Raw genomic sequence first — 19,675 nt, 5'->3', positions numbered from 1 at the left:
GCTCGCCACCACATCGGTTCTTGGTCATGATATTCACTGTGTCGGTCCCCCGTTATTTCTTGTAATTCACGCGCCAGAAGTCCTGCCAGGTTTCGCGCGCATCCCAGTCTTCCAGGCTGGTGGCCATGCTGTAGGGCAGAACGCGGTCGAGCACGGCGCCGATACCCGAAGGTTCGTCGGCGGGCAGTTTCACGTCTTTGTTGGTGGACATCTTGCCGTCGATCGCCTGCGGCGCGATGCCTTCGGCAGTCATGACGTAGTGAATGAAGAGCTTTGCAGCATTGGGGCTGTCCGTGCCCTTGGTGATCAGGCCGACACCTGGATAAAGCCAGCCGATCCACGGCTTCAGCTCCTTGCAGAGGCCGAGTTTCATGCCCTTGTCGGCATTATCGCGAAACTTCGCCGAGCTGATGAGGCCCATGAAGGGCTGCTTCTGGCCGGGCGTGCCAACGGCTTCCGCCGCCGCTGCATCGGCATCGGTCAGCAGCGGCGCGTTGGCGGCAAGTGCCTTGACCCAGGCCGCTGTAGCGCTTGACTCCGCGGTCTCGAGGTCCTTGCCGTAAAGCGCCTTATAGGCCGCCTTCACCTCGCCATCGCCATGCTTAGCCATCTGGTTGAACCAGTCGACATAGGATGCCTTGCCGAGCGGATCCTGCATCGCCACCTTGCCCTTCCACTTCGGGTCGGTGAGTTCCCAGATGTTGGAAACGGGGCATTTGTCGAAAAGCTCAGTATTGTAGGCCCAGACATTGGCGCTGGTGACGACGGTCAGCGGATCCTGATATTCCGGCGGAATATTGCCAGCGAGATCCGGCGGCAACCAGCTTTCGACAAAGCCCATCGGAATAAGCTGTGCCATCGCCGCCGGGGCATCGCTGATGATCGAGACGTCACCCTGAATATTGTTGGCCCGCGCCTCGCGGATGACCATCTCCAGCTGCGCTGTTGCCTTTACCTTCGCACCCTCCGCGCCCACGCCATACTTCTTGGCGAAATTCTTCGCCATTTCCACGATCTTGCCCGTGCTGTCATAGACGGTGATCGGCTTTTCCTTTTTCGCAGCCTCGATCAGGGCGTTGAGGTCAAAAGGCTCCCCCGCCTTCGCCACGCCGCCAAACGTCGCTAGAATTGCCGTTGCACACAGGAGACGGCTAAGGCCGCCCGTCATTTTCCGCTTCATACTGCTCCTCCTTCAGCAAGCGATTGTCAGTCTTTTCGTCGTTTTCAGTTGTAGCTACTGCTCCTCAGCACGGCGTCCGCTTCCGTAATCCGTTGCCCCTTGGCGTCGAACACATGCAGGGCGTCGGGAGGCACGTGGAAAAACACACGGTCGCCACTATCGACGCGCGGCAGGGCATGGGTGGTCAGGAACAGCGTGTGGTTCTCGCTCCTCAATTCGAGAATCCAGCTGCCGCCCGTCGGAAGCACGCCGGTCACCGTCATTTCACCGAAGAGGCTGCCCTGCGGCACATCCTCAGACTTTGCCGTGTAACCCATCGCCTCCGGTCGCATGCCGACAGAGGCGATGCCGCGCAACTGCGGATAACGCGTTGCAAAATAGGCCTCCGCATTATCGGCGATATCAGACACGCCGGGCTGGCCGAAGGTCAGGATATTGATCGGCGGGCTGCCGACGAATTCGGCGACGAAGCGGTTGGCCGGACGGTCGTAGATATCGTTCGGCGTTCCCATCTGCTGGAGCGTGCCCTCGTTCATGACGGCGATGGTCGTTGCAAGCGTCATGGCCTCCCACTGGTCATGCGTCACGAAGACGATGGTGGTCTTGAACTCCTTGTGCAGCCGCTTCAGCTCGGCGCGCATTTCCAGCCGCAGCCGGGCATCGAGGTTGGACAGCGGCTCATCCAGAAGCAGCACACCGGGATTGACGGCAAGCATGCGGGCCAGCGCCACACGTTGCTGCTGCCCACCGGAAAGCTGTGACGGATAACGGTCGCGGTACTTGGCAATGTCGAGCGCCTGCATGACGCGCTCGACGCGTGCCTCCCGCTCGGCTTTCGGCAGCTTGCGCAGGCGCAGGCCGAAATCGGTGTTGCGCTCGATGGTCAGATGCGGCCAGAGCGCGTAGCTCTGGAAGACAAGCCCCATTTCGCGCTTTTCCGGCGGCACGAATATGCCGTCATTGACGGAGTCTATCACCCTGTCGCCGACGCGGATTTCACCGCCGGAGAGGTTTTCAAGGCCCGCGATCATGCGCAGCGTTGTGGTCTTGCCGCAGCCGGAAGGGCCGAGCAGGCACATGAATTCGCCGTCGCGGATTTCGAGATCGAGATCGGAAACCGCATTTGCGGAATTCACGCCGTAGTTCTTCTGCGCCCCGCGCAGGTTGATGGTAGGCATCAGCTTCCAAGTCCTTCTGCAAGATTTGTGCGGGTCAGCTTCTGGGCCAACAGGGTACCGAAATAGGCAATACCTGCGATGATCAGCACCACGGCGTTTGCGGCCTGCGTATAGTGGTAGTCGACCAGCCGCAGCGAATAGGTGGTCAGAACATCCGTGCTTGGCACCGCGAGGATCACGAAAAGGCTCAAACCCTTGATGCCCGAGATGAAGGGCAGGAGAACCCCCGTCACCAGCGATCCCTTCTGGATCGGGATGACGATCGAGACCATGCGGCGGAACCATCCGGCACCGGCGATCTGTGCTGCCTCTTCCGGGTCCTTTCCAAGCTGTGTCATGGCCGAGATACCGGCGCGCGAGGCATAGGGCATCTGGTCGGCGATCAGTGCCAGGATAAGGATCGTCACCGTGCCGTAGAGCGCCGGCATCGGCCCGCGCGGAACCGCAAACAGCGAGAGATAGGCGGCGGCAAAGGCGATGCCGGGCACGAGATAGGGCAGGAACGTGACCTGACGCAGATAGACCGAAAGGGCGCGCACCGGCGTGCGGATGACGACATACCCGACCAGAAGGCCGAGGACGCCAGATGTGAGCGAGGCAAGACCAACGATCATCATCGTGTTCTTCGCGGCTGCCCAGAGATCGGGGCTTAAAAGAACGCCGGTCTGCAAGGCCACCGTGTTGAGATTGCTGCCGATCCAGTAATCGAGCGTGAAATTGTCGAACGTGAATTTGGCCGGCATCTTCATGACGGTCGAGAGAGCGAGGGTAAGCAAAGGCAGGCCGACGCTGAGAATGAAGACAGCGGCCGCAAAGCCCGTTGCCGGAAGACGCATTTTGCCGAGGCGGCTTTGCCGGTTCATCGACCCCTTCGAGCCGATCGTCACGAAACGGCGGGCTTCGCGAACCAGGCGGGCATCGATCATCAGCGTGATGATGCCGATGAGCATGATCGAGGCCGCAACGACACCGGCAACACCGGTCTGGCGCGAGGCGATGCTGCGGAACAGCGATGTCGAGAGGACTTCGAACTTCACTGGAAGCCCGAGAACATAGGGTACGCCGAATTCGCCGAGGCACTTTGCAAAGATCAGCACCATGGAAGAGAGCAGCGCTGGGCGCATCAAGGGCAGGATCACCTGCAAAGCCACCTGATAACGATGAGCGCCGAGAATGCGGGCCGAATCCTCCAGCTGCGAGTCGAAGCGGCGCAGGGCCGAGCCGAACAGCAGGATGACGAAGGGTGTGTAATGCAGGGCAAGGATGATGGTGATCGGGAAGCGCCCATAGGCCACCCAGTCCGGCGGCGTCAGGCCCATCGCCTCGAACCAGCCGGGCTGGCCGCCAACGGTGCGGTTCTTGAACAGCGTCGTCCAGGCGAGAGCGAAGGTCCATGCGGGCAGCATGTAGGGCACGATCAGCGCGGTCGCAAACCAGCGGCGACCGAACATATCCGTGCGGCTGATAAGCCAGGCAAGCACCGTGCCGATAACAAGCGAAAGCGCAATCGCCCCCAAAGCGACGGTGAGCGTATTGAAGAGCGGATGCCAGAAAAGATCCGTTGCGACGGGCGAGAAGAACGCCCTGTCGAGATAATAGAGCGTGAGGTCACCGACATCCTTGCCAAGACGCCGTTCGTGGCCGAACTGGACACGGACGGCATCCAGAACGATAGAGATGATCGGAACGACGATCAGATAGGTGAAAAGTAGCGCCGTCAGCACGCCGATGAGCGTCGTCGGCTCCCTGAGCGCGACCTTGAGGCGATATCGCCAGGCCTGCCATGCCGAAGGCGCGGTCGCCGGGGGACGCCCCAGTGCCTCCGCCTTCGTTGATTCGCTTAAAAGAGCCATTATTCCTCCCCATATGGCCGCAACATCGCTCCGACACGCCGGCAAGCATCTGCCTGCGCGCAACCTGCGAAACAGGCGGCGCGTGCGTCGAACATGAGCAATGCGTCAATGCTTCAGCAGCGGGCACATCAGGCCCGCGAGCAACGATGATCCAGCTCCTCCCGGAAACATCGCCGGCAAGCAAAACGTGGAATAAATATTCCACATAGCGCTTAACCTTGGAATGCATGATCCATCCTAAACGGCATTTTGTCAACGAAAAAATGCACACGTGATCATTGATATATACCATTGTTTTTAAACGATTTTATTGAACATGTTTTGCAAATTTTCGTACCGACGCACGAGCAATCATTTTTTCCCACAGAATGAGAATGGAAAGGACGATATATTTGCCGGCGAAAGCGAGAACTGCCTTCCCTCAGCAAGAGCGCTTTGCACCCGAAATATTTCGATTGGAATAGTCGGCCCTTATGGCCTGTGATATCAGACATGAGGTTTTGCAACGGGGAAGTTGAATGGCGAGAGGGTTCGTGACGGCCGAAGAGGTGGCGAAAAAGGCCGGTGTCTCGCGCTCCGCCGTCTCGCGCACATTCACCCCCGGCGGCAGCGTATCGAAGGCCGTCCGGCGCAAGGTGTTGAAAGCCGCGCATGAGCTTGGCTACCGCGTCAACCGTCTGGCCCAGGGCCTCAACAATGACCGATCCAATCTCATCGGGGTAGTCGGTGCCAATCTCAGCTCGCCGTTTATTTCAAAACAGCTCGACCTCCTCAGCATCGGCCTTCTGCGTCGCGGCTTGCAATGCCTGCTGCTGAATGCGGCCGATGCACGCAAGGATATCGCGCCGCTGATCGAACTGCTTTTCGAGTTTCGCGCCCAGGCTATCGTCGTACTCTCCGGCGAGCCGCCAGCCTCGATCGTCGACGAATGCATTGCCAATGGCGTGCGCCTCATCCTCATCAACCAGCGCCTCGACCGGACCGATACGAACATGGTGCTGAGCGACGATTCCCACGGCGCCGATCTCGCCGCCATGCGGCTTGTGGCGGCTAAATGCCGGAAGGTCGCGGTCGTTTCCAGCGGCAGCCAGACACCGGCACAGCTGCGCCGCGCCGGCGCTTTCACCCAGCGCATGAGCATCGAGGGTATCGAGGTCGTTCCATGGTCGGGCGGTCCGACGAGTTATGACAGCGGCTATCAGGCAGGCTGCGAGTTGCTGACGGACAAGACGATAGACGGCGCCTTCTGCGTGACCGATCTGCTGGCACTCGGCTTCATGGACGCAGCAAGGCTGGAGATGGGTCGCCGAATTCCGGAAGACCTGTCGATTGTCGGTTTCGACGATATTCCGCAGGCGGGTTGGAAAAGCTATCAGTTGACGACCGTTGCCCAATCCTTTGACGCGCTGACCGAGAAGGTCCTGACCGCCCTTGACAGCGACGAGCCCGAGACCCGGCTTCAGGTCGTGCCCGTTGAGATGGTCGAGCGGATCACCGCGCGCTAGAAGCGCACTCCCGGGCAAAAACCACAGCGTCTTTGCTGGAATGGCTTCAACCCGCCTGCTTGATCCGGCTTTCGATCAGGAGACCGCTTTCATCGAGGATCGGATGGGCGACGGCGGCGATATGGGCGTTGATGCGCTTCAGATCGCGCAGCATGTCGAGATGCACTGAGCTTGTCTGGATGCTGTCGGTCAGGCCGTCGCGCAGGCGCTGGAGATGTCGCTCCGATGACTGTTTTTCCAGCCGGCGCACGTCTTCCTTCACCTCCACCAGCCGACGGGCAAGGTCGGCATTGCGGGTGGCGAAAACGGATTGCGCCATGCGGATATTGTCGAGCGTGATGGAGAAAAGACGTTCCAGCTCGCTTTTGCCATCATCGGAAAATCTGAGGCCGAGATTGATCTTCTTGGCGATTTCCGGGCGGATGCCTTTCTCGATGATATCGCCGATATGTTCGAGATTGATGGCATATTCAACGATATCCATCGCACGTCGCTGATCCTTCTGGCACAAACCATCCTGTCCATCCTGGCCCACCTTCGAGACATAGACCTTGATGGCATGCTGGATACTATCCACCCGACCTTCCAGCGTGCTGATATCATTGAGTTTGGAAAGATCGCTGTCGCGCATGGCGTCATTCGCCTGACGCAGCATGCGCTCAATCAGGTCACCAACCAGCATGACCTCGCGGCTTGCACCGGCAAGCGCCGCAACCGGTTGACCCAGATCATGACTGTCGAGATAGCTGCGGCGGCTTTCGGCCCCCTCTTTTTCCGGCAGCAGCGCGCTCGTCATCCGCAGCAACAACGGCGATAGCGGCCATGCGATCGCGGCAACAGCAAGATTGAAAAGGAGATGCGCATCGACCGCTAGATTGGCGTGCGAGAAAGGCGACATGTCCAGCAGTGCCGCGCCGTATCCGGCAAGAGGCAGGGCTGCGACGCAGCCGGTGGTCCGGACGATGAGGTTGCCAAGCGCCACCCGACGCGCCGCGACCGGCGCCTTCAACGTCGCCAGCACCGGCGGAACGGCGCCGCCGAGATTGGCGCCGAGCACCAGCACGATAACGAGGCTTGTTTCGATGCCGCCGCTTGCCGCAAGCGAGAGTATGAGGACGACGATGGCAAGGCTCGATGATGCCAGCACGGCCAGCACCGCGGAAAAGATCAACGCGACCGGCCAGGCATTGCCGAGCATGGAAATGAAGAGGTTCAGCGCCGGCGACTGCCGGATCGGATCCGTCGCCGCAGAAAGAAGATGCAGGGAAAGCAGCATCAGGCCGACACCGGCAAGGGCAGCACCGGCACCCTGCCGCTGCACAGACTTTCCACGCAAAAGGATGACACCGGCAAGGATCAACATGGGCGACAGCCAGCCAAGACCGAGCGCGACAATCCACGCGGTCGTTGCGGTGCCGACATTGGCGCCGAGCAGTACGATCTGCGCCATCGCCGGTGCGATGAGATCTTTTTCAACGAAGGAGGCAACCATCAGCGCCGTGGCTGTCGAACTCTGCAGTGCAATCGTCGCCACGAGGCCAGCGATGAAGGAGCGAAACCCACCCCGTGTACCGGCGGCAAGCCCGATGCGAAGCTTGGCGCCGAAGGCACGCGACATTCCGTCCTTGATCTGCCCAAGGCCGAAAAGCAGGAGCGCCACCGCGCCGAACAGATTGATGCTGACAACGACCGATTCCACTAGATCACCTCGCCTGTCCTGCTTGCCGCCACTCTTCCCCGCGGGGACGTTAATCTGCCCCGTTCACATCGTGTATTGCGTCGAAAAAACCTACGGATCACACCGCAACGGATTGGAGTTGCGGTGTGAGACGGAGCTCCAGATGCCGCAAACCGCCTTCTGCACGATCGAGAAACAGCCCAAGGGCACCGAAGAAGATTTCGATAAAACTCTTAACCGAACCGTCGTGATGATCGGGCTTACGGCCAAAACGCTCCGCCAGCGCCCGATAAAGGGAAAGTCGTGGCGGCTCGATATGCGCAAGCGCCAGGCCCGCGCCCTGACGCAGGCAATACCAGTCAGCAATAAGCTCGAACATCGGCAGATCGGCATCATGCGAGGCAAGGCTTTTTTCACCAAGCAGGCCGATAACCTCGGATATGGTTTTATCCGCGATCGCCGCCACGATCCCGGCTGGCCACTCCTTGGTGAAATAACGATGCCTGATAAGCGCGCGTTTGTGGCCAAGCAGGAAATCACCATAATTGCCGGCCGCAAATGCGCGGTCCTCATCCTCGCCCGCAAGTGCCGTTTCCTGCGCATACCCCCGGCAAATGCGGCTGTTTATCGGCAGCGCGGCCATTTCCACCGTCTCGACGGAAATCTCGTGCTGCTGGGGATGCACAATCTTGAAGGCGGGCGGAAAGGCAACCAGAGACGGCACGGCGATATTGGTGAGCGAGGTTTCCACCTCCCCGCGCCGGGTTACGCCTTCCACATGCAGATGTCCGCTGAAATGGACTTGGAGCCCGGCCTCAACCAGCGCATCCTCAACCGCCTTGCGCGGCGTACGGCGCACGACGTTGGTTTCGCCGAACAGCACACTTTCGGCGCCGCTTGCGCCATCGAAGGGATCGAGCGCCGGATAGTGCGAAAAGCCGAGCAAAGTCTTGCCGAGCGCCTGCGCCCTTTCGCGCACATCGGCAATCCAGTCGATGATGAAGGGCTTGCAGCGCAAAAGCGCATTCCAGCCGCCAGAGGTACTGTCGGTGAAAGCCGCTTCCTCACCCGTCTCGAAAGTGCCGTCGAGCGGTTCGAAAATATTGGCGTCGATCATGAGCAGCCAGAGGCCCGGCTCCGGCTCAACCAGATAGGATGCGTCCATTAGCCGGTAGATATTGGTGCCATCGGGGGAACGCACCTCGTAGAGACGGTCTTCCGCCGCATCGGAAAGCCCGAACGGTGTTTCCCAATGCAGATAGTCCGGCTGGCGGAAATAGCCAAAGGCCGCCATCGGGCCAAGCCCCATCGGATAGCCTTCGCAATACATACGGTCGCTGATCACGACCCGATCACCGGCCCGCCGCGCATCGCTTGAAACGGAAAGGCATTTGCCGTTCTCCGTCAGAAACTCCTTGGTATGATGTCGGCCACGCGGGCCGAAAATATCGTGGTTGCCGGGCAGCGCATAAAAGGCGGTGCCATGGGTATCACGATGACGCTCCAGAATACCCTTCAGCGTTTCGGATGTCGCGCGCTGGCCGTCGTCGGTATAGTCGCCAAGCAGCACCACATGGCGAATGCCCCGCTGCCGCACTTCTTCGAGTGCAGCATGCAGCGCATCGGCGCTTTCGTTGAAAACACGGGTGGATTCGCGTGTATCCGACCAGCTACGCATGGTGATGCGTTCCCCATCGACCTCTATGCCGGGAAAACCGAAATCGGCCGCCGTGTCATGGAAATGGGCGTCGGCAATGACGGCGACGGAAGGAAGCGTGCGTTTCAGCATGGTTGGACAGTCTTTCTGCCGTCGACCATATCGATCCAGTCGGAAGCGCGGCGGGCAGCAGCATAAAGCATCGGCTTCGGTGTCTCGAACCATTCGTCCGGCCGCAATTCCCGCTTCGTGCGGATCACAGCCAGTGCATCGTCAAGGGTAGGGTAAAGATGCGGCTGCTGCTTGTGCAGGAAAAGCGCGACCAGCGAGACCGAGCGGCTGCGACCGCTGCGGCAATTGACGAGCACATTGCCGCCATCGGGAAACGGATAGGTTTCGCGCTTCGGCATGGTCTGCCGCAACGCGCCGTCGAGAATATAATAGGCCCCCAACATCATCGTGTCCGGACTGCCTTCGCCGTCGATAAGACCGAGCTTATAATAACGGATATCGCCATACCCCACCGCGCACCTGTCGCCATCTTCCGCCGCCGCTGGCACGAGATTGATATCCAGATTGACGGCGCAGTTGACCACGGTGGTAATGCCGTGCCGGTGAAGGAGCCCAAGGTCGCTCGCACCATCGCTGCCGCCAATATAGAGCGCAACGTTACGCGGGCCAAGCCCTTCCGCAATCAGGCTGATCGCAGGCCGGGCATAAACGGGTCCATCCATCTCATTCCTCCACATGCACCAAGCACCCTTCACGGACGGGCGCTCGTCTAAATTCAAGCCGATACGGCCCGCTGCCGATCTGACGGCTGCCGCTCTGCCAACGGTATCTTCGATGCCTGGCTGACGCCGCTTGCAACACCGCTGGCTGCGGCCAGCACCGGCCCGCCATCTTCAAGACTACCGATCTCCAGGAAAGGGCAGACGTCGCCGCCAGCTTCGCTGACGAGTAGCAGTCCCGCAAGACAATCCCATGAATTCATGTGCAATTCGAGATAGGCATCGGAGCGGCCATCGGCCACATAGGCAAGCGCCAGCGCACCGGAACCGGCGCGGCGCACATTGGTGCCCATATCGAGCAGGTTCTTGACGACATCAAGATAGGTGGCATTCGCGATACGCGTCGACCAGCCCATTTCGATTGAGGCCGCATCGAAACGTTCCGTCTGCGCAACCTGGATCGGCTGCCCGTTACGCGTCGCCCCCTCACCACGTCGGGCGAAATAAAGTTCATTCAGAGCCGGATTATAGATAGCGCCGATTTCGGTTTGCCCGTTTTCGACATAGGCGATGGAGATGCAGAAATGCGGAATGCCGCGGGCGAAATTTGCGGTGCCGTCCACGGGATCAACGACCCAGACGCGATCACCGATCACACCGCCGCCCTCCTCGCCGAAAAAACTGTCCTCGGGAAAGCAGGCCGAGATCGCGCCGCGAATATGCGCTTCGGAGGCTGCATCCGTCACCGTCAGAAAGTCCTGCGGGCCCTTCATCGAGAAGCTGCGTGTCGCCTCGCCCTGAAAGCCTTTCAGCACCAGTTCCCCGGCGGAAAGAATAACGCTGCGGCACAGTTCGGCACGGGCTGCCAACGTATCCGGATAAGGCATCAGGTCCATGCGAAATAACCATCTCTCAAAAGATTGAACACGCGTTCATATTGCACACGTGTTCAGTCTTTTCAAGCGTGATTTTGCGGCGGGCGGTCCGCTGGAGTTCATACCAGTCCCTCAAACGTCCAGACAACCGGTTTAGCCTAAAATCCCCCAGACGCGATGGAACGGTTTTGCACTGCGGGAGTTTCCATATCGCAACCCAAGCAGGAGGAAGAAAAATGGATCACGCCAATCACGTACGCCTCGTTGAAACCGAACTGACACCGTCGGTTCTGGAAGGTGCAACAGTTTACGGCGCAGATGATCACAAGGTCGGCAAGGTCGATCATGTCCATGGCGTCGGCGCGGCCAGCACCGCAATCATCGACGTCGGCGGCTTTCTCGGCATCGGCGCAAAGCCTGTCGCAGTACCGCTCAGCGATCTCGATTTCATGCGCGATGAAGACGGCGATGTCCACGCGGTCACCTCGTGGACCAAGGATCAGCTCAAGGAAATGCCTGAGCACCGCCACTAATCTTTAAAAGAACGCCCGGCTACCAGCCGGGCGTTCTTTTTTCTCCTGTCGTGCGACCCCGCCCATACCCCCATAAGATCGGCTAAGGCCCGATTGTTCTGCCGACCGATGGAACGCTTAAGCGTATCGAGCATTTTCATGGCGCTCAAAAAATTCGGGCGCAATGCAGTTCAGGGGGACAGTGATTGAACAACCAGATACAGGCCACTCCGCTGAGCATCGACGACGTCACCGTCATCGATGACGAGAAGGTCAAAAAAGCAGTTACAGCAGCCGCTCTCGGTAACGCGATGGAGTGGTTCGACTTCGGCGTATACGGCTTCGTCGCCTATGCCGTCGGCAAGGTCTTCTTCCCTGACGCGTCACCCGCCGTTCAAACGGTGGCGGCGCTCGCAACCTTCTCCGTCCCCTTCCTCATCCGCCCATTGGGGGGCGTATTTTTTGGCGCCATGGGCGACAAATTCGGGCGTCAAAAAGTCCTCTCCCTGACAATCATCATCATGGCCGCGAGCACCTTCTGTATCGGCCTCATCCCCGGTTATGCCACCATCGGCATATGGGCACCCATTCTGTTGCTGTTATGCAAGCTTGCCCAGGGGTTTTCCGTTGGCGGCGAATATACCGGTGCGGCCATTTTCGTGGCGGAATACGCGCCTGACCGGAAGCGCGGTTACCTTGGAAGCTGGCTCGACTTCGGCTCCATCGCCGGCTTCGTGCTTGGTGCGGGGCTTGTCGTGCTGCTCAGCACCGCGATGGGTGAAGCCAAGTTCCTCGACTGGGGCTGGCGCATTCCGTTCTTTCTGGCGGCACCCCTCGGGCTGATCGGACTTTATCTGCGCCACGCGGCAGAAGAAACACCAGCCTTCACCGAACGCCTGCAGCGCTCTGAAGAAGAAGACCGGCAGTCGTTGAAAGAGCGCCCCATGGTTCCCATCGCCGAGATTGTGAGCCAACATTCCCGCTCGCTGGCAATATGCATAGGCATGGTCCTCGTGACCAACGTGACCTATTACATGCTGCTCACTTACATGCCGACATATCTGTCGAAGACACTGAATTACAGCGAGGACCATGGCGTCCTCATCATCATCGCGGTGATGGTTGGCATGCTGTTCGTGCAGCCCGCAATCGGGCTTTTGAGCGACCGGATCGGACGCAGGCCGTTTCTGGCGGTTGGCAGCACGGCGATCCTGTTTCTTTCACTGCCGGCATTTCATCTCATCGCCAGCGGACAGGTTGTTCAGATTTTCTTCGGCCTGCTCATCCTGGCGGTCGCACTTAACTGCCTGATCGGGATCATGGCATCCACCCTGCCGGCCCTCTTCCCGGCCCGCATCCGCTACAGCGCGCTGGCTATCGCGTTTAATATCTCGATCATCGTTGCCGGGCTCACGCCGACACTCACCGCATGGTTGGTGGAGGTAACGGGAAATATCTATATGCCGGCCTACTATCTCATGGTCGCGGCCGTCTTCGGCATTGTGACGACATTTTTCCTCAAGGAAACCGCCAACCGGCCGCTTTATGGCGACACGCCGAATGCATCCAGCCGAAAGGAAGCGAAGTCGCTTCTTGCAGAGCAATATCTGCACATCGAGAAAAGCGTCGAGGAGATAGACGACGAACTGCTCAAACTTGAAGAACAGAAGGAAATTCTTCAGGCAAAACGCAACCAGCTGGTTGGCAGGCATCCGGATCTGACCTGAGCGGGATATCCAGTCCTGGGACAGGATGCGCGGCGATGCATTTGCACCCCGCGCATCCCTCAAACGTCAGACGGCGAGGAACCCGCCATCGATGGGCAACACCGCGCCGGAAATCATGCTGCTATCATCTGACAGAAGCAATGCGATGCTCTGTGCCACGTCTTCGGCCTCGGCAAAGCGCTGCAGCGGATGGCGAACCATCATTGGTGCGCTCTTGGCCGGATCGTTCCATGCTTCGGCAGCCAGTTCAGTGAGCGTGATTGTTGGTGCAACGGCGTTGACACGGATGCCGTGCGGCCCAAGTTCCTTGGCAAGAACGCGGGTTGCGCCTTCAAGCCCCGCTTTCGAGGCCGCGTAGCAGAGATGATCCTGAAAACCGCGATGACCGGCAATTGACGTGATGTTGACGATTGCGCCGCCGCCACCCTTTGCGACACGAGCACGGGCGAATTCCTGGCAGGTGACGAGCGCGGCACGCAGATTGATGCCCAGCACAGCCTCATAACCTTCGTCGCTCATATCAAGCACGCTTTCGAGCACGTTGATGCCGGCGCTGTTGATGAGAAAATCGCAAGGACCCGCTTCGGCCATCGCGGCCCGCGTTGCAGCCACATCGGCAAGATCGACGCGGATCGAGCGGCCACCGATTTCGCTTTTCAGACTGTCGAGATCGGACTGGGTCCGGCTGATTGCCACGACCTCAGCACCGCGCGCGGCCATCAGGAGAGCGCAGGCACGGCCGATGCCCTTGCCTGCGCCAGTGATGATGACGGATTTTCCGGAAAACTGCATGGAATCCTCTTTATTTTGCGGCCAAGACGGCCGGACGATGGAAGCGTGTAGCGCTTCAGGAATGGTTTGCGGAACGAATGGCGCGCGCCGCATTCTGCAGTGCCAGAAACGCGTCGTAGCGTGACTGGTGCACTTGGCTGAATGCAGCGTCCGGTACCGAATATTTGGCAATACGCGACATGGCGGGCATTGCGGAAATCAGGTCGGGATAGGCCTTGGCGGCAACCGCGCCGAGCATCGCCGATCCGAGAAGCACCGGCTCCTCGCATTCAGTGAGTTCAACCGGAAGCCCCGTCGCATCCGCCAGCAATTGTCTGGCAAGCGGATGAGCGCCCGCGCCGCCGCTGACACTGATCGTTTCCACGGGAGCGCCATGACGCGCCTGCGTCTCGATGATCTGGCGAAGCCCGTAACCGAGGCCGAGAAGCCCCGCCACGTAAAGCGCGACAAGCGAATCCACCCCCGTCTCGGTGCCATAACCGGCAATGACGGCACGGGCATGAGGATCGGCGAAGGGCGCACGGTTGCCGAGGAACTCCGGCACCACGTGAAAATTCTCGGCAATCTTCACGGCAGCAGAAGCAGACGTGACCAAAGCCAGCGCGCGGTCGGCAAGCCATGCAGGTAGTGACTTGCCTTCTTTTTCGGAAAGCGCCTTTGCCTCTGAAAATGCTGGGTGCAATTGCACCAGATAATCAATGGCCGCACCGGCGGCGGATTGGCCGCCTTCATTGAGCCATGCGCCGGGAACCATGGCGGAATAATAGGGACCCCAAACACCCGGCACGAAAGCCGGCTCCGAGGTGGTTGTCATGGTGCAGGAAGAGGTACCAAAGACGTAACCGAGGCACCGCGAAGCGTCGCCGCCCGCAGCCACGGTGCCGACACCCCCGGCATGCGCATCGATCAGACCGGCGGCAACGGCGGTTCCAGCAACCAGCCCCATGGCTTTTGCGGCTTCATCGGTCAAACCAGTACCCAGCGCCGTGCCTGGATGAACGACGCTTTCACCAATACGGCGGAATCCCTGCTCCGCCAGATCGCCAAGCCCGATGCGGGTGAAATATTCCGCATCCCAACGTTCCTCATGGGCGAGATAAGTCCATTTGCAGGTAACCGTGCACGCGGAACGATCGAGCGCGCCCGAGGCTTTCCAGGTCAGGAAGTCCGTCAGGTCGAAGAAGTGCTCGGCGCGCGCATAGATATCCGGCCTGTTTTCGCGAAGCCAGACCAGCTTGGGCGTCTGCATTTCCGGGGAAATCCGGCCGCCGACATATTTCAGAACGGCATGTTCGCCCGCATTGATCCGCTCCGCCTGTTCGACGGCGCGGTGATCCATCCAGACGATGATATCGCGCTCGGGATGATCCGATGCACCGATCGGCAGGGTCTCGTCACCAGGCCCACGCACCACGAGAGAGCAGGTGGCATCGAAACCAATGCCAATCACGGCTGCGGGATTTATGCCGGCGTGCGAGACACTTTCCCGCACGCTGTCGCAAACGGCTTTCCAAACCTCACCACTCGATTGTTCGGCTATGCCGCCGTCTTCACGATGCATCGTGATCGGGCGCTTGGCGGTGGCCAGAAGCCTGCCCGCCACATCAAAGACACCGGCACGGGCAGAGCCGGTACCGACATCGACGCCAATCAGGTAGGAAGCCATTTGCGATACTCCTTGGGAGTGTAGTTTAAACGCGGTCGAAGTTGGTGGGCAGCACCAGCATGTCGCGGATGGTAACGGTGCGCTTGCGGGTCAGCATGTAAACGACCGCATCGGCCACTTCACTCGCGTCGATGAGGCTACCCGATTCCTTGGCCTTGCGAAGATTTTCTTCCGGCCAGTCTGCCAGAAGGGCCGAGACGACCGGGCCGGGAGAGACCTGCGCGACGCGCACACCATGCGGGATCATCTGGCGACGCATGCCCTGCACGAAGCTGGTGATCGCCCATTTCGAACCCGAATAGACCGGCTCCCAATAGGTCGGGAAATGCCCGGCGATCGAGCAGGTGACGATGATGTCGCCGGTCTTGCGCTCCGACATGTGCGGCACGACGGCCTGTACATTCTTCATCACGGCATTGACGTTGAGGTTCAACATCTTGTCGATGGCTTCCGGCGTGGTTTCGATGAGATCGCCACCGATATAGGTGCCTGCGTTGCAGTAGAGAATGTCGATGTGATCGACCTTCTCAAGGATTTCCGGGATCATGGCATTGCAGCTATCTGCATCCAGAAGGTTCGTGACCTGCGCGATGGCGCGCTTGCCGAGTTTGCCGACAAGTTCATTCAAGGCTTTCTCGTTCCAGTCGACCATGACGACGGTTGCACCGTTTTCCAGCAGCGCCTCGGTGGTGGCGAGGCCAATACCGGACGCGGCGCCGGTGATGACCGCGATCTTGCCTTGCAGCAATTCAGACATTTAATTCTCCTGCTTCTTTGAAGATATGACGTGTGGGCTCAACGCCAGTCGCGCCCGATATAGATGGCGAGTAGAATGATCGCGCCCTTGATGACATCCTGCAGATAGGGGTTGATACCCATGAGATTGAGGCCGTTATTCAGGATGCCGAGCAGCACCGCGCCGATAAGTGTACCCAGAATGAGCCCGCGTCCGCCGGCAATCGCCGTGCCGCCGAGAACCACGGCCGCAATGGCATCCAGCTCGAAACCGACACCCGCATTGGGCTGTCCGCTCATAAGCCGGCCGGTCAGAATGAGAGCTGCAAGCGCTGCCGTCACGCCTGAGATACCATAGACGGCAAGCTTGACGCGCCGGGTCTTGACGCCGGAGAGGCGCGCGGCCAACTCGTTGCCGCCGAGTGCATAGACGTGACGACCGAAAGCCGTACGCTGCAAAAGCACCCAGGCCACGGCGTAAATCACCACCATGATGATAACAGGCACCGGCACGACGCCAACGCGGCCGACGCCAAACCAGGAAATCCAGCTCGGAATGCCGCTGACGGGATAACCGCCGGAATAGATGAGGCCGAGACCGCGCGCCATTCCCATCGTCGCAAGCGTGACGATGATGGCCGGCATCTTGCCCCAGGCGACAAGTGCTCCGTTGAAGATACCGATGCCAAGTCCGATGAACAGCCCGGCCGGCAAGGCGAGCGAGGCAGGCAGGCCGGTATTCACCATCAGGCCGGCAGACAGCGTGCCGACAAGCGCCATGACCGCACCGACCGACAGGTCGATGCCGCCCGTGAGGATGACGAATGTCATGCCGACGGCCAGAATGCCGACGACTGAAACCTGTCGCAGCACGTTCATGATGTTGTTCACGCTGAAGAAATTGTCGCTCGCAAGACCCATCAGGATCGATACGACAATCAGGCCCGCCAGAGGCAGGGCGAGTGGCGAGCGCAGCATGCTGCCAAGGCCGAAACCGCTCGTCTTTTCGGCAATGCCGGTATTTGCATCAAGCGACATGTTCAACCCTCCCGGTGGTGGCGTTTGTCATTATTGTTTCTGAATCGATGTCCGCACCCTCGACGGTGGCAACGATGCCCCCGGAGCGGAAGACGCAGACGCGGTCCGACATGCCGATCACTTCCGGCAGTTCCGAAGAGATCATGATGATCGAATAGCCCTTGGCTGCGAATTCGCGCATCAGCGCATAGATTTCCGCCTTCGCGCCGACATCGATGCCGCGCGTCGGTTCGTCGAAGATCAGGACGCGCATGTCATGGTTCAGCCAACGGGCGATAACGATCTTCTGCTGGTTTCCACCGGACAACGTGTCCACGCGGGCATAGGGTCCCTGTGCCTTGACCTGAACCTGCGCCATCGCCTTTTTCGTATGTTCCAGCTCTTTTTTCAGGTCGATAAACCAGTGAGCCTTCTGGTACTTGCGATAGTTGTTGAGGGAAATGTTCTGCAGGATGGAGAAACTGGTGATCAGACCCTCTTCCTTGCGGCTTTCCGGCAGCAGGCCAATGCCGCGCATCAGCGCCTCATCCGGGCCGGAAAAGCGGGTCTCGACGCCATCGACCTTGATCTTGCGGCGCGAAGCGGAATGCGCGCCAAGCATGGCCAGCACCGTTTCCGTGCGCCCGGAACCGACAAGCCCGGCAAAACCGAGTATCTCACCTTGCCGCAGGGCAAAGCGCGAGACCGGGCCGCCTTTTTTCAGTTGAAGCTCTTCGACCTCGATCACGTTGCGCGCAGCTGTATCGATCTTCGGTTTGGGCGGAAAATTGGCCTCGATGCGCCGACCGACCATCATCTCCACCAGACGGTCATTATCGACGTCAGAGGTGAGGCAGGAGCCGATGAGTTCACCGTCACGCAGAACGGTGATGCGGTCGCAGATCTCGAATATTTCCTCGAGATGATGGGAAATGAAGATGATCGCGACACCCTGACGCCGCAGCTCGCGCATGACCTTGAAGAGATGCTCGGTCTCGGACGGGGTAAGCGTCGCAGTCGGCTCATCGAGAACGAGAATACGGGCATCGAGCGAAAGCGCCTTGGCAATTTCCACGAATTGCTGCTGGGCAACGGAAAGGCGGTGCACCGGCACATCGAGCGGAACGTCCACGGCCAGACGGCTCATGATTTCGGCGGCACGTTTACGCATCGCGCGCTTGTTCAGCAGGCGCAGCGGTCCGCGGATTTCGCGTGCCAGAAACATGTTTTCGACCGCATCGAGATAGGGGATCAGGCTGAATTCCTGAAACACTATGCCGATACCGGCGGCAATCGCCTCGTCGTAATTGGCGAAGCGGCGGTCCTTTCCGTCAATGCGGATCGTGCCCTCCGACGGCTGCAAAATGCCGCACAGGATTTTCATCAATGTCGACTTGCCGGCGCCGTTCTCTCCCAGAAGCGCATGCACCTCGCCGGCGCGCGCCTGCAGGTCAACGCCGCGCAGGACCTCGATCTTGCCGAAGCTTTTTCTTATTCCATTCAGTTCCAGCATTTTACCCTCCTCGATAGTCGGGACATATCCCGCCCCCACACGAGGCGGGGACGGGACCGGGGAGGAATTCTTACCAGCTGAAGTCGCCGGCGTTCTTGCTGTCAACGACCATGACGTCGATCGGTACTTCCTTCGGAACGACGCGGGCGCCCCACTTCTGGGCAAGCGCCATGGCAAGGCCAACGCGCACCTGATCACGCGGGAACTGCGCGGTCGTTTCGATAAAGGGCGTACCGTCGGCAATTGCCTTCACAGCTTCGGGAGCACCATCAACCGAGGTCAGCTTGATGTCCTTGCCGGAGCCCTGGATCGCAGCGAGTGCACCCATTGCGCCGCCATCATTCACCGAGAAGATACCGGCGAGGTTCGGACGGGACTGGATCATGTTTTCAACGACGCCGAGCGCAACGGAGCGGTCCTGACGACCATTCTGCGTGTCGACAAGCTTGATGTCGGCAAATTCGGCAAGCGCTGCCTTGCAGCCTTCGACGCGCTGCAGGATCGGCACGACCGGGATACCGTCGAGGATTGCGACTTCACCCTTGCCGCCGAGCGCATCACCGAGATGCTTGCAAGACTTGTAGCCTGCGTCACGGTTCTTCGAGCCGACGAAGGTGTCGACCGGACCGTTTGCGTTGGCGTCGACAGCAACGACAATCACGCCGGCAGCTTTGGCAGCGTGCACGGCGGCTTCGATGCCGGCGCTGTCGGTCGGGTTCAGAAGCAGGATGTCGATCTTCTGCTGCAGCATGTCTTCCACGTCGGAAATCTGCTTTGCCACATCGTGGCCGGCGTCGGTGACGACAACATCAGCGCCGATGCTTGCCGCGGCTTCCTTCAGCGCTTCCTGCATCGACACGAAATAGGGGTTGTTCAGTTCCTGGAACGTCATGCCGATTTTCAGCTTGTCCTGGGCCAATGCCGGAGCGGCCATCATTGCAAGTGCGGCCGATGCCATCAGGAACTTGGATTTCATTCTCATAGTAACTTCCTCCCGTTTGGAAAATCTGGGCAATAGGAGCCCGTTTCCGGACAGTCCTCTGCCCGAATTGGTGA

At 59.6% G+C, this 19,675-nt stretch carries 16 protein-coding genes; 3 read left to right on the top strand and 13 right to left on the bottom strand.

What is annotated here, in order from left to right:
* Nucleotides 1-52: 52 nt before the first annotated feature.
* The 3 genes from CRP02_RS10010 to CRP02_RS10000 are packed head-to-tail and all read right to left on the bottom strand — an operon-like array spanning nt 53 to nt 4,211.
* On the bottom strand, nt 53-1,180 hold the full coding sequence (locus CRP02_RS10010) for an ABC transporter substrate-binding protein (protein ID WP_019566893.1): 1,128 nt from the start codon (nt 1,178-1,180) through the stop codon (nt 53-55).
* Nucleotides 1,181-1,224: 44 nt separating this feature from the next.
* Complete coding sequence (locus CRP02_RS10005; RefSeq protein ID WP_097099574.1) at nt 1,225-2,358, bottom strand: ABC transporter ATP-binding protein; 1,134 nt, start codon at nt 2,356-2,358, stop codon at nt 1,225-1,227.
* Nucleotides 2,358-4,211 (bottom strand): ABC transporter permease, encoded by a 1,854-nt coding sequence (locus tag CRP02_RS10000; protein WP_003518186.1) that lies wholly within the window; start codon nt 4,209-4,211, stop codon nt 2,358-2,360. Before CRP02_RS10000 ends, CRP02_RS10005 begins: the two co-directional genes overlap by 1 nt.
* A gap of 518 nt (nt 4,212-4,729) precedes the next feature.
* Here CRP02_RS10000 and CRP02_RS09995 point away from each other — a divergent pair.
* The gene (locus CRP02_RS09995; protein WP_003518188.1) at nt 4,730-5,716 is read left to right on the top strand and encodes a LacI family DNA-binding transcriptional regulator; all 987 of its coding nucleotides are present in this window, start codon (nt 4,730-4,732) and stop codon (nt 5,714-5,716) included.
* Nucleotides 5,717-5,762: 46 nt separating this feature from the next.
* Here the strand turns inward: CRP02_RS09995 and CRP02_RS09990 are convergent, their stop codons facing one another.
* The 4 genes from CRP02_RS09990 to CRP02_RS09975 all read right to left on the bottom strand — a co-directional run bounded on the left by CRP02_RS09990 (nt 5,763) and on the right by CRP02_RS09975 (nt 10,678).
* Nucleotides 5,763-7,415, bottom strand: coding sequence for a Na/Pi cotransporter family protein (locus CRP02_RS09990; RefSeq protein WP_097170966.1), 1,653 nt, complete (start codon nt 7,413-7,415; stop codon nt 5,763-5,765).
* Nucleotides 7,416-7,512: 97 nt separating this feature from the next.
* Entirely contained in the window at nt 7,513-9,183 is a 1,671-nt protein-coding gene (locus CRP02_RS09985) for a metallophosphoesterase family protein (protein WP_097170965.1), read from the bottom strand.
* Complete coding sequence (locus CRP02_RS09980) at nt 9,177-9,785, bottom strand: dual specificity protein phosphatase family protein (RefSeq protein ID WP_097099577.1); 609 nt, start codon at nt 9,783-9,785, stop codon at nt 9,177-9,179. Before CRP02_RS09980 ends, CRP02_RS09985 begins: the two co-directional genes overlap by 7 nt.
* Before the next feature lie 53 nt (nt 9,786-9,838).
* A complete protein-coding gene (locus CRP02_RS09975; RefSeq protein WP_097170964.1) occupies nt 9,839-10,678 on the bottom strand; it encodes an inositol monophosphatase family protein in 840 nt (279 codons plus the stop codon).
* A gap of 215 nt (nt 10,679-10,893) precedes the next feature.
* Between CRP02_RS09975 and CRP02_RS09970 the strand changes: the two genes are divergently transcribed.
* On the top strand, nt 10,894-11,190 hold the full coding sequence (locus CRP02_RS09970; protein ID WP_097099579.1) for a PRC-barrel domain-containing protein: 297 nt from the start codon (nt 10,894-10,896) through the stop codon (nt 11,188-11,190).
* Between the two features lie 185 nt (nt 11,191-11,375).
* On the top strand, nt 11,376-12,896 hold the full coding sequence (proP, locus tag CRP02_RS09965; RefSeq protein ID WP_179783975.1) for a glycine betaine/L-proline transporter ProP: 1,521 nt from the start codon (nt 11,376-11,378) through the stop codon (nt 12,894-12,896).
* Nucleotides 12,897-12,962: 66 nt separating this feature from the next.
* On the opposite strand, the gene CRP02_RS09960 is transcribed toward proP, so the two are convergent.
* From CRP02_RS09960 to CRP02_RS09935, 6 genes are all read right to left on the bottom strand, one after another.
* Complete coding sequence (locus CRP02_RS09960) at nt 12,963-13,688, bottom strand: SDR family oxidoreductase (RefSeq protein WP_097170963.1); 726 nt, start codon at nt 13,686-13,688, stop codon at nt 12,963-12,965.
* Between the two features lie 55 nt (nt 13,689-13,743).
* Nucleotides 13,744-15,354: an FGGY-family carbohydrate kinase gene (locus CRP02_RS09955; RefSeq protein ID WP_097170962.1), complete on the bottom strand. Its 1,611-nt coding sequence runs from the start codon at nt 15,352-15,354 to the stop codon at nt 13,744-13,746.
* A gap of 25 nt (nt 15,355-15,379) precedes the next feature.
* Nucleotides 15,380-16,111 carry an SDR family oxidoreductase gene (locus CRP02_RS09950; RefSeq protein ID WP_097170961.1) on the bottom strand — a complete coding sequence of 244 codons (732 nt, stop codon included), beginning with the start codon at nt 16,109-16,111 and terminating at the stop codon, nt 15,380-15,382.
* A 38-nt stretch (nt 16,112-16,149) separates the two neighbouring features.
* Nucleotides 16,150-17,127: an ABC transporter permease gene (locus tag CRP02_RS09945; protein WP_019566881.1), complete on the bottom strand. Its 978-nt coding sequence runs from the start codon at nt 17,125-17,127 to the stop codon at nt 16,150-16,152.
* Nucleotides 17,117-18,619 (bottom strand): sugar ABC transporter ATP-binding protein, encoded by a 1,503-nt coding sequence (locus CRP02_RS09940; RefSeq protein ID WP_097170960.1) that lies wholly within the window; start codon nt 18,617-18,619, stop codon nt 17,117-17,119. Before CRP02_RS09940 ends, CRP02_RS09945 begins: the two co-directional genes overlap by 11 nt.
* Before the next feature lie 70 nt (nt 18,620-18,689).
* Entirely contained in the window at nt 18,690-19,601 is a 912-nt protein-coding gene (locus CRP02_RS09935; protein ID WP_097099581.1) for an ABC transporter substrate-binding protein, read from the bottom strand.
* Between the last annotated feature and the right edge of the window lie 74 nt (nt 19,602-19,675).

The sequence above is a fragment of the Rhizobium sp. AN5 genome (genome assembly GCF_900215255.1).
Lineage (GTDB): Bacteria > Pseudomonadota > Alphaproteobacteria > Rhizobiales > Rhizobiaceae > Agrobacterium > Agrobacterium tumefaciens.
This window is presented reverse-complemented; position numbering and strand designations above follow the sequence as displayed.